Origin of the sequence: Enterobacter sp. PTB, assembly GCF_051130085.1 — a bacterium.
Classification (GTDB): Bacteria; Pseudomonadota; Gammaproteobacteria; order Enterobacterales; family Enterobacteriaceae; genus Enterobacter; species Enterobacter ludwigii.
This window is the reverse complement of record NZ_JBDKEE010000001.1, coordinates 1-12273: the sequence shown is the minus strand read 5'-3', so window position 1 is coordinate 12273 and position 12273 is coordinate 1. Positions and strand designations below refer to the sequence as shown.

General features: G+C 56.6%; 10 protein-coding genes. All 10 read left to right on the top strand.

The window, feature by feature from the left end:
• Positions 1-12: 12 nt before the first annotated feature.
• The 10 genes from AAIR21_RS00050 to AAIR21_RS00005 are packed head-to-tail and all read left to right on the top strand — an operon-like array spanning position 13 to position 12076.
• Entirely contained in the window at positions 13-999 is a 987-nt protein-coding gene (locus AAIR21_RS00050) for a hypothetical protein (RefSeq protein ID WP_183516254.1), read from the top strand.
• A gap of 9 nt (positions 1000-1008) precedes the next feature.
• Entirely contained in the window at positions 1009-1821 is an 813-nt protein-coding gene (locus AAIR21_RS00045; protein WP_041162721.1) for a type VI secretion system accessory protein TagJ, read from the top strand.
• A complete protein-coding gene (gene tssE / locus AAIR21_RS00040; RefSeq protein ID WP_010432861.1) occupies positions 1814-2377 on the top strand; it encodes a type VI secretion system baseplate subunit TssE in 564 nt (187 codons plus the stop codon). Before AAIR21_RS00045 ends, tssE begins: the two co-directional genes overlap by 8 nt.
• Positions 2378-2379: 2 nt before the next feature.
• Complete coding sequence (tssF, locus tag AAIR21_RS00035; protein ID WP_434679508.1) at positions 2380-4251, top strand: type VI secretion system baseplate subunit TssF; 1872 nt, start codon at positions 2380-2382, stop codon at positions 4249-4251.
• Complete coding sequence (gene tssG / locus AAIR21_RS00030; RefSeq protein ID WP_183516255.1) at positions 4248-5291, top strand: type VI secretion system baseplate subunit TssG; 1044 nt, start codon at positions 4248-4250, stop codon at positions 5289-5291. Before tssF ends, tssG begins: the two co-directional genes overlap by 4 nt.
• Before the next feature lie 34 nt (positions 5292-5325).
• Positions 5326-7941, top strand: coding sequence for a type VI secretion system ATPase TssH (tssH, locus tag AAIR21_RS00025; RefSeq protein WP_183516256.1), 2616 nt, complete (start codon positions 5326-5328; stop codon positions 7939-7941).
• A 24-nt stretch (positions 7942-7965) separates the two neighbouring features.
• Positions 7966-9402 (top strand): serine/threonine protein kinase, encoded by a 1437-nt coding sequence (locus AAIR21_RS00020; protein WP_059305778.1) that lies wholly within the window; start codon positions 7966-7968, stop codon positions 9400-9402.
• Between the two features lie 36 nt (positions 9403-9438).
• Entirely contained in the window at positions 9439-10857 is a 1419-nt protein-coding gene (locus tag AAIR21_RS00015) for a hypothetical protein (RefSeq protein WP_020883471.1), read from the top strand.
• Positions 10858-10892: 35 nt separating this feature from the next.
• A complete protein-coding gene (locus AAIR21_RS00010) occupies positions 10893-11615 on the top strand; it encodes an ankyrin repeat domain-containing protein (RefSeq protein WP_194372989.1) in 723 nt (240 codons plus the stop codon).
• The gene (locus AAIR21_RS00005; protein ID WP_224212625.1) at positions 11591-12076 is read left to right on the top strand and encodes a hypothetical protein; all 486 of its coding nucleotides are present in this window, start codon (positions 11591-11593) and stop codon (positions 12074-12076) included. Before AAIR21_RS00010 ends, AAIR21_RS00005 begins: the two co-directional genes overlap by 25 nt.
• Positions 12077-12273 lie beyond the last annotated feature (197 nt).

Sequence of the window (12273 nt, the reverse complement as noted above, 5' to 3'; positions counted from 1 at the left end):
ACAAGGAACGATATGAAACTTTGGCTATCGGGTTTAGCACTTCTGGCGGTGGCGTCCACCGCGCAGGCTGAGAATTTCCGCATCGTGCAGTCTCCTGCGCAGAAGCTGGATATCTGGATTGATAACATCAAAGACAACACCCCACAGAGCTGGTGTAAGTCAGAGATTGCGCTGCGTATCGTGGCGAACGGCAACAAAGACGTTTCGGTTCTGGAGAACTTTGTCCCGCGTCTGGGCTCGCTGCTGGAACACCAGTGCAGCAAAGTCAGTAAACTGAGCTGGACGCTGAACGATCCGTCCGGGACGACGCTGGCGCAGGGGACAGCAGGCAAAGCGCAGGACTGGGCGCTGGTGGTAAAACAGCAGCAGACTGTGCCAGTGAGTACTCCGGCCAGCGGTGCGTTGCTGCCGCCGGACCAGAACGCGGAAACCCACACGGTTGCTGCCGATCGCACGCCGTGGCAGGAATTTACCCTTCAGGACGGCTGCCATCTGCGTACCTTCTGGGAAGGGGGCTCGTCTGCTCCGGCGCTCTTTATTCCGGATTCAGACACCACCCGCTGCGGAAACGGGAGCTGGCTGAGTGGACACACGGTTATCTCCCAGTCCCGTAGTGGTGGACAAAAAGAGATACCGGTGACCTACATTCACGGCTTCCCGGTCATGGGACTGAATCAAAGTGCCGACCCGGAAAACGCGCTGATCACCTCCGTCAACAAAGAGCGCATGGTTTTCAGCACCTCCAACAGCGACCAGAGCTGGATGATCCTGCCTTACGACAGCAGCCTCAACGGCTGGAAAAGCAACGGCACGGTGGCCGTGGAGATTTCACGTGAGACCGCCAGCGACGATGCAAAACTGCAGGCGCGTATCGCCGCGGTGAAAAAAATCTGGGGCGCCTGGGTTACCCCTGGCACAACGCTCAATATCGTCCTGATTGACACCCTGCGCCCTCAGCTGCGCGATCCGGCAGTCGGCGCCTGGCGCGCGGCAAACTAAGGAATGGCTATGAATACGCTCTATCAACACCTGGCGGGTGAATCGCTGAGTGACGCGCTGGTGCGTCTTGAAGCTGAGATCAAAGCCCGTCCGGCCGATGCCGATCTCCGCGCCGCGTTTGTGCAGTTTTTGACCCTCAGTGGTAACTGGACGCGTGCCCTGACTCAGCTGAAAAGCTGGCTGGCACTTAAGCCCCAGGCTAAACCAACCGTTACCCTGCTGGAGCAGTCCATCCAGGGTGAGCTGCAGCGCGCGCAGGTGATGGCGGGGCAGGCTCGTCCTGCCATGCCTGAAACGCAGTGGCCGTGGCTTACCACGCTTGCCGCCGCGCTTAATGACGCGGGAGAGCGTGCTCAGGCGCTGCGTCTGGAAGCCCTTGAGCAGGCGCAGGCAACGGCGGGTCAAATCACGCTTGAGAATGACGAGACGCAGGCATTCGCATGGCTGATGGACGGCGATGCTCGTCTGGGGCCCGTGTGTGAAACCATCGTCAACGGCCGTTATTTCTGGCTGCCGTTTAACGCCATCGCCGAGATCCGTTTCCAGGCGCCTGCCAGCGTGACTGACCTGGTGTGGCGTCATGCGCTGGTGCGCCTGACGGACGGTACCGAACAGGTTTGCCAGATCCCGGCGCGCTATCCTTTCGCAGCGGATGCGTCTGACGCGGTTAAGCTCGCGCGCACCACCGAATGGCTGCCGCTCGACAATGACGGCACGCTGTATGAAGGCATGGGGCAGAAAGCCTGGCTTAGCGAGCAAAGCGAAAGCCCGTTGCTGTCGTTGAACCTGGTGACGTTTGCTGCGGATGGAGCCCATGAGTAATCCCGCTGGCGAAGGCGATCTGCTGCGCAGCGGCTGGCAAGCCCGCAGCAAGCAGGAGAAGGTGGGGGCGCGCGATAAAATGCAGCCCTCGCTGCTGGATCGCCTCACCGATAACGATCCGGAAAAAAAACGCGAGTCCGCCAACAGTAATCTGATTACCCACGCCGCCCTGCGCCGCAACGTGCTGCGGGATCTGCAGTGGTTGTTTAACACCATCAACCATGACGCATCCGGTGACCTGAGCGCGTTGCCGCATGTGAACCGCTCGGTGGTTAATTTTGGCGTCGCGCCGCTGGCCGGGAAAAGAATGTCAGACATTGAATGGCACGACATTCAGCGCAAGCTTACCGAGGCCATCATTAACTTTGAACCGCGTATTTTGCCGCAGGGACTGCAGGTCCGCTGCGTGTCAGACACCTCGTCACTGGATCTGCACAACGTGTTGTCCATTGAGATAAAAGGGCGTCTGTGGTGTGTGCCGTACCCGCTGGAGTTTCTGTTTCGCACCGATGTCGATCTGGAAAACGGCCATTTTGAACTGAAAGATGCGGGGTGATCATGGAAAGTAAACTGCTCGAATATTACAACCGTGAACTGGCCTATCTGCGTGAAATGGGCGCTGAATTTGCCGAGCGCTATCCCAAAGTCGCGGGTCGACTGGGCATGCGCGGCATCGAAGTGGCGGACCCGTATACAGAACGCCTGATGGAGGGGTTCGCGTTCCTGACCTCCCGCGTGCAAATGAAAATGGATGCGGAGTTCCCGCGCTTCTCCCAGCGTTTGCTGGAAATGATTGCGCCAAACTATCTCGCGCCAACCCCCTCAATGGCGATTGCTGAAATCCAGCCCGACAGCACGCGTGGCGATCTGAGCAACGGTTTTAAGGTGCCGCGCGGCACCATGATGGACAGCCTGGCGCTGAAAAAGACCGGGGTCACCTGCAGCTACACCACGGCGCATGAAGTTAATCTGCTGCCGCTGAAAATCGATAAGGTCGAGCTGGGCGGTGTGCCTGCCGATCTGCCGCTGGCGCAGCTGGGCCTGAGCCAGCGGGGGAGCAACAGCGCGTTACGGATCCGCATTGCCTGTGATGGCCCGCAGCATCTTGGGCATCTGGATTTTGACCGTCTGGAGTTTTTCCTTAGCGGCCCGGATATTGAAGCGCTCAAGCTGCTTGAGCTGGTCATGGAGCACCACGCCGGGATTGTCTGCCAGACCGTCAGCAAGCACCCGCAGCGACAGCTGCTCTCTGCGGATGCCTTACGACAGGAAGGGTTTGAGCCGGACCAGGCGCTGCTTCCGGATGACCTGCGCAACTTTGACGGCTATCGTCTGCTGCAGGAATACTTTGCGTTTCCGGCACGGTTCCGCTTTATCAGCCTCAGCGGTCTGGGCAAGCTTATCCAGCACTGTGAAAATGAAAAAGCGTTCGATATTTTCATCCTGCTGGATAAAAGCGATGAGCAGCTGGAGCGGGTGGTTGATGCCAGCCATCTTGCGATGCATTGCACGCCGGTGATCAACCTTTTCCCGAAAGTGGCGGCGCGGCAGAAGCTGAGCGAGAGCCAGCATGAATATCATCTGGTGGTGGATAACATCCGTCCCCTGGATTATGAAATTTATGCGGTAAACAAAATCTTCGGCAGTGCCGACGGCCAGCGTGATGACCAGACATTCCGACCTTTCTGGAGCACCTGGAGCGGTGATGCGGGCAACTACGGCGCCTATTTTTCCCTGCGCCGTGAGCAGCGAGTGCTCTCTGAACATGCCCTGCGCTACGGCACCCGAACCGGTTATATCGGCTCCGAAGTCTTTGTTTCGCTGGTGGATGAACAGCATGCACCCTGGCAGGAAAATCTGCGCTATATCTCCGCGGAAGTATTGTGCACCAGCCGCGACCTGCCGCTGATGCTTCAGCAGGAGCTCGGACAGTTCATCATGGCCGATTCCATGCCGGTGAAATCCCTGACCCTGCGAAAAGGCCCAACGCCGCCGCGTCCGGCTCTGGCCGAAGGGTTTAGCACCTGGCGATTGATCAGCCAGCTGCAGATGAACTATCTCAGCCTGATGGACAGCGAAAACGAAGAGGGCGCCGCCGCCCTGCGTCAGCTGTTGGGGCTGTATGCTAACCTGGCGGAGACGCCGGTTGCACGTCAGGTTGAGGGCGTTCGCCACTGCGTGCTGGAGCCGGTTCACCGTCGCGTCCCGGAGCCGGGTCCGGTGGTCTTTGCGCGCGGGATCGGCATTACTCTGACGGTGGATGAGCGTGCGTTTTCCGGCGCCAGCCCCTGGCTTTTCGGCAGCGTGCTGGAACGCCTGTTTGCCCGTCTGGTGTCCATCAACAGCTTTACTGAATTCACGCTGAAGAGTCAGCAGCGCGGTGAGATTGGCTACTGGGCACCGCGTATGGGGAAAAGGGCACTACTATGAGCGAAGTCGCCTCCGCGCCGCTGCGTGTCCATCGCCTGACGCCGTTGCCGGACGCTTTCTGGCGCGGCGTTCGCGAGACGCCGTGGCGCTACGATCTGTTCCAGCTATTAAGACGCATTGATGCCCAGGGCGGTGAACGTTATCCGCTGGGGCGCGCGCCGCTGCCGAAATTTGAACCGTTACGTATCGGTCAGCAGCCATCGATGAGCTTTGCGCCGTCAACCCTCGCGCAGGTGCGCCAGCGTGAAGAGAACGGGCTGCACGAGGTGTCTATCCTCAGCTTTGGTCTGTTTGGTCCAAATGGCCCGCTGCCCGTCCATATGACAGAGTACGCCCGGGAGCGTATTCATCATCATCAGGATACCAGCCTGAGCGCGTTTGCCGATCTGTTCCATCATCGCCTGACGCTGTTGTTTTACCGTGCCTGGGCTGATGCGCAGCCCGCCGTCTCTCTTGACCGCGCGGACAACAAACGCTTTGAGGGGTACCTGGCATCCTTGATCGGCATGGGCCAGCCGGGGCAGATGACCAAAGGCAGCCTGAGCGCACATGCCCGTTTTACTCACGCCGGACACCTGACCCGTCACGCCCGGGATCCGGAAGGGCTGGAGAAGATCCTGCGCAACTATTTTCACGCCCCGGTAAAACTGGTCACGAACGTGGCGCAGTGGATGCCGCTTTCGCCGCGGGAACAGGCGCAGTTGGGTGAAGGGCGTCGTCTGCCGCGGATGGGGGAATCCGCTTTTCTCGGCGTTGCGGTGCGCGACGTCCAGCACAAGTTTCGTATCGAAATCGGCCCACTGAGCGCGGAAGAGTACAACCGCTTCCTGCCAGGCGAAGCGTGGGTCACTGAACTGCTCGACTGGGTACGCCAGTACGCAGGGGTAGAATTTGAATGGGAAACTCGGGTTATTCTGCGCGCCGATGCGGTGCAGGGTGCCTCGCTCGGTAGCGCCGGGCGGTTAGGTTACAACACCTGGCTGGGCCTTCAGCCTCAGCCTGTCCCACGTGGCGATCTGGTGTATCGCGCAGAGCGATAATTTTTCTCACGCATTGTTATCAACGGAACCGAACATGTCAGAAATCAGCCGTGCCGTGCTTTTCGGCAAACTGGATACGCTGTTATTTACCTCACTGGAAAGCGCCACCGCGTTCTGCAAGCTGCGCGGCAACCCCTATGTTGAGCTGGTGCACTGGCTGCATCAGCTGATGCAGCAGCAGGATGGCGATCTGCAACAGGTGATACGTCATTTTGCTCTCGATGAACAGCAGCTGACGCGCGATATCGTGGCCGCACTGGATGCGCTGCCACGTGGCGCGAGTTCTGTTTCCGATCTGTCAGAACATATCGACAGCGCCGTGGAGCGCGCGTGGGTGTTTGGCTCGCTGAAGTATGGCGTCAGCCGTATTCGCGGCGGGCATTTACTGATTGGCATCCTGAAAACCTGGAATCTGGCTAACGTGCTGAAAAGCATCTCGGCGCAGTTCACCCGCCTTAACGTCGACGTGCTGATCGAGCAGTTTGATGCGATTTGCGCTCAGAGCAAAGAGACGCAGCAGGCGGCCGCTGCCGCGGATACGCCAGCCGGTACGGTGCCTGCCGCACAGGGGACGCTGGCCCAGTATGGTCAGGACCTGACCGCGCGCGCCCATGAAGGGAAGATTGACCCGGTTGTCGGGCGCGATGAAGAGATCCGCCAGATGGTCGATATTCTGATGCGCCGTCGCCAGAATAACCCGCTGCTGACCGGGGAAGCTGGCGTTGGAAAAACGGCGGTGGTGGAAGGGCTGGCGCTGCGTATCGCCGAAGGCGACGTGCCGGCACCGCTGCAGAATATTCAGCTTTGGCTGCTGGATATCGGCATGCTGCAGGCTGGCGCAGGCATGAAAGGCGAGTTCGAAGCGCGTCTACAGGCCCTGATTAATGAAGTGCAGTCCAGCGCTACGCCAGTCATTCTGTTTATCGATGAGATCCACACCCTGATTGGCGCTGGCGGTCAGCAGGGGACCGGTGATGCCGCTAACCTGCTAAAGCCGGCTCTGGCGCGCGGGCAACTGCGCACCATCGGGGCCACCACCTGGGCGGAATACAAAAAATACATTGAGAAAGACCCGGCGCTGACCCGTCGTTTCCAGACGGTACAGGTTCACGAGCCGGACGAAGCCAAAGCGATTCTGATGCTGCGCAGCACCGTGTCACCGCTGGAGACGCATCACCAGGTACTGCTTCTCGACGAAGCGGTCAGCGCGGCGGTCAAGCTTTCACATCGTTATATTCCGGCACGCCAGTTGCCGGATAAAGCCGTTGCGCTGCTTGATACTGCCTGTGCCCGCGTGGCGGTCAGCCAGAGCGCGCCACCGGCACAGCTGGAAGATTGCCTGCGCCATCTCGCGGCCCTGGATGTGGAGATCGAGATTGCCGGACGCGAAGCGCGCGTGGGTGCCGGCGATCCGGAGCGCGTCGCAGCCTTGACCGCCGAGCGCGATACATACGAAACAAAGCGCGAAGCCCTGACCCAGCGCTGGGAAGAGGAACGTGCTCTTGTGACTGAAATCATCCGCCTGCGTGCCGCGCTGTTTGCCGCGGGTGATGACGAGACCGGCGAACTGCGCAGCGCGCTTAACGCGCAGCAGCAGGCGCTCAACGCTTTACAGGGCGACGAGCCGCTGCTGTTTGCGGCGGTGGATGAAAACGTGGTGGCGGCGGTGGTCTCTGACTGGACCGGTATCCCGCTGGGCCGGATGGTGAAAAACGAGATTGATGCGGTGCTCAACCTGGCTGATACCCTCAACCAGCGCGTCATCGGCCAGCGTCACGGCCTGGATCTGATTGCCCGCCGCGTGAAAACCTCGCGGGCAAAACTCGACGATCCGAACAAACCTGTTGGCGTATTTATGCTCTGTGGGCCGTCCGGCGTGGGGAAAACGGAAACCGCACTGGCGCTGGCGGAGTCGCTTTATGGTGGTGAGCAGAACGTTATCACCATCAACATGAGTGAATTCCAGGAAGCCCACACCGTTTCCACCTTAAAAGGTGCGCCTCCAGGATACGTGGGTTATGGTGAAGGCGGGGTGTTAACCGAGGCCGTTCGCCGTCGCCCGTACAGCGTGGTCTTGCTGGACGAAATTGAAAAAGCGCACCCGGATGTACATGAAATCTTCTTCCAGGTCTTCGATAAAGGCTGGATGGAAGATGGCGAGGGCCGCCATATTGATTTCCGTAACACCATCATTATTCTGACGTCCAACGTCGGCACCGATCTGATCAGCGCCATGTGTGCCGATCCGGAACTGATGCCTGAGCCTGAGGCGTTAAGCGGCGCGTTGCGTCAGCCGCTGCTGGAGGTCTTCCCGCCGGCGCTGCTGGGCCGTCTGCTGGTGGTGCCGTATTATCCACTGAGCGACGAGATGCTGGGGCAGATTGTCCGCCTGCAGCTCAAACGCATTCAGCGTCGTCTGCAAGAGAATCACAATATTATTTCCGAGTTTGATGACAGCGTGGTGGAACAAATTGTTCAGCGCTGTACCGAGGTGGAGTCTGGCGGCCGCATGGTGGACGCTATTCTGACAAACACCTTGCTGCCTCAGATGAGCCAGATATTACTTACCGCCAGCCGCAGCGATGAGCAGTACCGACGTCTGCACGTCACCTGTGAGCAGGGCGAGTTTCACTGTCAGTTTGCCGCGTAATAATCATCAAGAGAACTGTAAAAGATGACGGATAATGATAACAATCGGACTGTCCCAAACGCGCTCCCGGTCGGGTATCGCTTCAACGAGTTTGAAATTAAAGAGGTGATCGGCGGCGGCGGGTTCGGCATCGTCTATCGCGCGTGGGATCATCAGCTCGAACGCACTATCGCTATCAAAGAATTCATGCCTGCCTCGCTCGCCGTGCGCGGCGACGATATGACGCTGGTACTGCGCAGCGAACGTTTTGGCAAAGCGTTTTCCGCCGGCCTGAACAGCTTCATTCAGGAAGCCCGCCTGCTGGCGCGCTTCAACCACCCGAACCTGCTTCACGTGCTGCGTTTCTGGGTGCAAAACGATACGGCCTATATGGGAACGCTGTTCTATAGCGGTACCACGCTCTCCCGTCTGCGCGAACAAAAGCCGGAGCTGATTAACGAAGCCTGGATCCGTCGTATGCTGCCCATGCTGTTCGGTGCCATTAAGACAATTCATGACGAAGGCTATCTGCACCGCGACATCTCTCTGGATAACATCCAGATTCAGGACAACGGCCTGCCGGTTCTGCTCGATTTCGGCTCAGCGCGCCGCACCATTGGTAATCTCTCTGACGAGACGGAAACCATGCTGCGCCCGGGCTTTGCGCCAATCGAGCAGTACACTGACGACAACGAAAGCGAGCAGGGCCCGTGGACGGATATTTATGCTCTCGGCGCCGTGCTGCGTACCCTGATTGTCGGCTCACCGCCGCCGGTCAGCGTGGTGCGCTCAATCCAGGACACCTGCAAACCGCTGGTGGAACTGCAGCCACAGGGCTATTCCCTCTCGCTGCTGCAGGCCATCGACCGGGCGCTGGCGTTGCACATGGAAGACCGACCGCAGTCCATCGATGAATTCGCGGCGCTGATTGAGATGCCGGTAGCGGGTATCGACGATGTACTGAGCGCGAAAAAACCGGGCACGATGCTGGTACCGGTAGAGGAAGAGGCACCGGCTTCTGCACTGGACTGGCACCGGTACAAAATCCCGGCAATGGTTGCTGCGGGCGTGCTGGTTGGCGTCGTCGCCGGAGCGATGCTGTTTAGCGGTGGCGACCATGATGCGCCAGAGCAGGCGGCGCAGGCCCCCGCTGAGACGCGCCCCGTTGAAACCGCATCGAACGCGCCGGAAGTGAAACCGGAAACGGCGAAAGCCAGTGAACAGACTGCACCGACTGCGACAGCGCAACCGGCCACCCCGCCGGTGGATGCCAGCCCGGTTGCACTGGTCTATATCCGTATTCTTGACGGTGAGACCCTGAAAGTGAACGGTGAGCCAAAAACACTGCGTCCGGCGAATAACGGTTATGCATCTCTCAAGCTACCTGCGGGCGAGGCCAGAATTGAACTGCAGGGCAACGGGAAAACGCGTACCCAGACGCTGGATATTGCGAAGCCTGGCACCTGGCTGGTGAATCCGTAAGTAAGGTAAGCAGGGACTGGTAACAGGACGGAGCGAATGTATAACCTCAAGTTTGTCTATCTTTTCAGCGAGAATGTCTCGCCAGCGCTTTTCGCGAAAATTATCCGCCCGTCCGTAGCCGGGCAGTGGATAATGTCAGTTCCCGACAATTCGCTGCGCTCGCTGTTTACGCGTTACGATTTGCTGCATTCCATCACCGGGGCGAATCCCTATCAGTCAGGACGCGATACCCGTAAGCTGATCGTGCAGGATCTCGATATCGGCAGGATCGTTGCCATCGACGAGAGTTTCCGTAACTGGTCATCGGTAACGGAGATATTTTATATCAATGCCGATGGCCGACTGCAGGCGGCCTCGCTTACCGGTCTGGGCTGGTATCCGGTAAGCACAATCGTCGATCGCTACGAAACCATGGTGCGAACCTACGGTGCCCGTCCTGCGCCGACGGTACTGCCGAAGCAGGTGGTGAAATCCAAAGCGGCACAGGTGCCGGATGAGGCCACGCCGGGCAAAGACGGTAAAACCTATGCTTCGCAGCTACAGCAGATGACCAAGGCGGAACGCTGGCAGGCGCGTAAGGATCTGATCGCGAAGGGCAGCAACAGCCTTTACCCGGATGCGCAGATCGCCGCTAAACGACTGGCGGCGAATAATATTGCGGTGGAGAAAGCGAAGCTTGCTGAGAATGTTTATAAGACAGTGAATCCGCTGGAGACAACGCCGGGGGTGCCAGAGGGCTGGAAGGATATAAGCAACGATGCATCGGTGCTAAAGAAGTTAGGTCTTAAAAGTAAAACACTTTATGACAAGAGTGAGGATCCTGATTTTCTGGCACGCGTCTATCAGCCTGACCCTGACGTTTTTGGTGGCGATATGAACCCTACGCTGGTGTTCAGAGGGTCGAGGCAACCAGAGTTTTTCCCCATGAAGAACATGACTGACTGGAAAAATAACGGTGCGCAGGGGCTTGGGTTGGAGTCGGATTATTACCGAAGAGCCGTAAGTATGGGCGAGCAGCTCGCCAAATCAGGTCAAAAAATAGACATTGCGGGGCACTCTCTTGGGGGAGGTTTAGCATCAGCCACCTCTATGGCAAGTGGTATGGCGGGATGGACGTTTAATGCTTCTGGCCTAAATTCCGGTACCGTCGAGAAATATGGCGGAAGCATATTGGGTAGCACGGATAACATTCAGGCTTACCGCGTCGAGGGTGAACTGCTGACCAGGACTCAGGAAGTAAATGTTTGGGAAGATTTTAAAATGGTAAAAGGGCACGTGCCAGCACTTATAGCGAAAGAAGAGATTTCTGCCATTATGCCCAATGCTGCCGGAATAGCTCACGACCTTCCTGGTGGAATGGGGAGTGCATTTGACCGACATGGAATAGATCAAGCGATAAACTGTATTGAACAACAGAAGGATGAGGATATCTCTATTATCAGGAGCCGTGCGTGAAATCACTAATTTTTGGCTGGGTAGCGCTTTGTTTAATGTTTATGGTTCAGGGGTGCAAGCAAAATATGGATTTACAACCAGATAATTACTTTAATGGTGACCAGCTCACATTAGCGCGCGCAATTGAGAATGGTGACGGCGATGAGGTGAAAAAGTTAGCTTCGAAAACTGATTTAAACAAACCCGGTAAAGAGGACATGACCCTGTTGTTTTGGGCGGTGATGAATTCACTTAACGATAAAAAAACGCCTGAACATTTAAAAATTATCACTACTCTGATTAAGGCTGGCGCAGATCCGCTGCAGCCGAGGCCGCAGGGAAAAAGTTCGCCTGCAGAATTAGTATTAAAAGCGGACAGCGACGTGTGGATAAAGGCGATGCTGGACGGCGGATTATCTCCAGATGCAAAAGACAAAACGTTTGGTGAGCCTATAATATTCGAAAGTATCGAAGCGAAAAATACCGAGACACTCAAGGCGATGCTTGACGGCGGAGCGGATATTAATATTACCGACTCACTGGGTAGTACATTGTTAGTAGCCGCGCTGGATTACCACGCTTACGATCACGTGCTCCTTTTGCTGAAACGCGGTACTGACCCTGAAATTAGGACTATCAATGGCTGGACGATGGGTAATCAACTTCAACGTTATCTGAACAGAACAGAAGAAGGCAGTGAAGAATATAAAAAACTAATTGAAATCAAAGAGACGCTTATTCAACATGGTGGTAAATGGCCGCCAGCACCAGTCAAGTAAAGGTTAGGGCGAACATGACCGCGAAAAATAAAATTTTCTATTTCTGGGGTGTTATGGATGTCATCGGGATTGTGTTTTATTCGATTGGTCCATACCATTTACTTGAGTCATGGTGGGTTTCCACCGGAGGAAATCCGGGTGTAATTATCTTTATGCTGATAGCAGGTGGCGTAAACGGAATAGTGACAGGTGCTTTTTACCTTGTTTATCTCCTCATGCCAGTTTCCTTGCTTTTTTCTGCCTGGTTTTTTTTCACAAAACATCGATATGCGGTCGGTTTTGCTCTTATACAAGAAGTGCTGCGCGTTATCATCTTCAGTTGCTCAGTGACACTTTTCCCTATGGCGATCGCTGGTTTAGGATTGAGCGTTATTTCCATTAATATTGCTTTATTTATATTATCGGAAATATTAAAGATTGGCTCTCTCATATATATAATCAAAACAGTTCGCGCTAAATAACCAATCTGACACTGCATAGTATTACCATGACACATTTAGTGCCGTGAGTCTTTGCATCGCATAAGCCATATGGAATAAAGTTATGCTCAACCGAATTACCGTTCAGCTCCCGGTGGAGGGGCTTCTGTTCTGGAAACTGACGGGTCGCGAGGCGATGTCCGAGTCGTTCGCCCTGACGCTGACCCTGCTTGGCACGG

Excerpts from the sequence above, each read along its gene's own strand:
- AAIR21_RS00050 (WP_183516254.1), top strand. The coding sequence starts at position 13 with ATGAAACTTTGGCTATCGGGTTTAGCACTTCTGGCGGTGGCGTCCACC.
- AAIR21_RS00045 (WP_041162721.1), top strand. The coding sequence starts at position 1,009 with ATGAATACGCTCTATCAACACCTGGCGGGTGAATCGCTGAGTGACGCG.
- tssE (WP_010432861.1), top strand. The coding sequence starts at position 1,814 with ATGAGTAATCCCGCTGGCGAAGGCGATCTGCTGCGCAGCGGCTGGCAA.
- tssF (WP_434679508.1), top strand. The coding sequence starts at position 2,380 with ATGGAAAGTAAACTGCTCGAATATTACAACCGTGAACTGGCCTATCTG.
- tssG (WP_183516255.1), top strand. The coding sequence starts at position 4,248 with ATGAGCGAAGTCGCCTCCGCGCCGCTGCGTGTCCATCGCCTGACGCCG.
- tssH (WP_183516256.1), top strand. The coding sequence starts at position 5,326 with ATGTCAGAAATCAGCCGTGCCGTGCTTTTCGGCAAACTGGATACGCTG.
- AAIR21_RS00020 (WP_059305778.1), top strand. The coding sequence starts at position 7,966 with ATGACGGATAATGATAACAATCGGACTGTCCCAAACGCGCTCCCGGTC.
- AAIR21_RS00015 (WP_020883471.1), top strand. The coding sequence starts at position 9,439 with ATGTATAACCTCAAGTTTGTCTATCTTTTCAGCGAGAATGTCTCGCCA.
- AAIR21_RS00010 (WP_194372989.1), top strand. The coding sequence starts at position 10,893 with ATGTTTATGGTTCAGGGGTGCAAGCAAAATATGGATTTACAACCAGAT.
- AAIR21_RS00005 (WP_224212625.1), top strand. The coding sequence starts at position 11,591 with ATGGCCGCCAGCACCAGTCAAGTAAAGGTTAGGGCGAACATGACCGCG.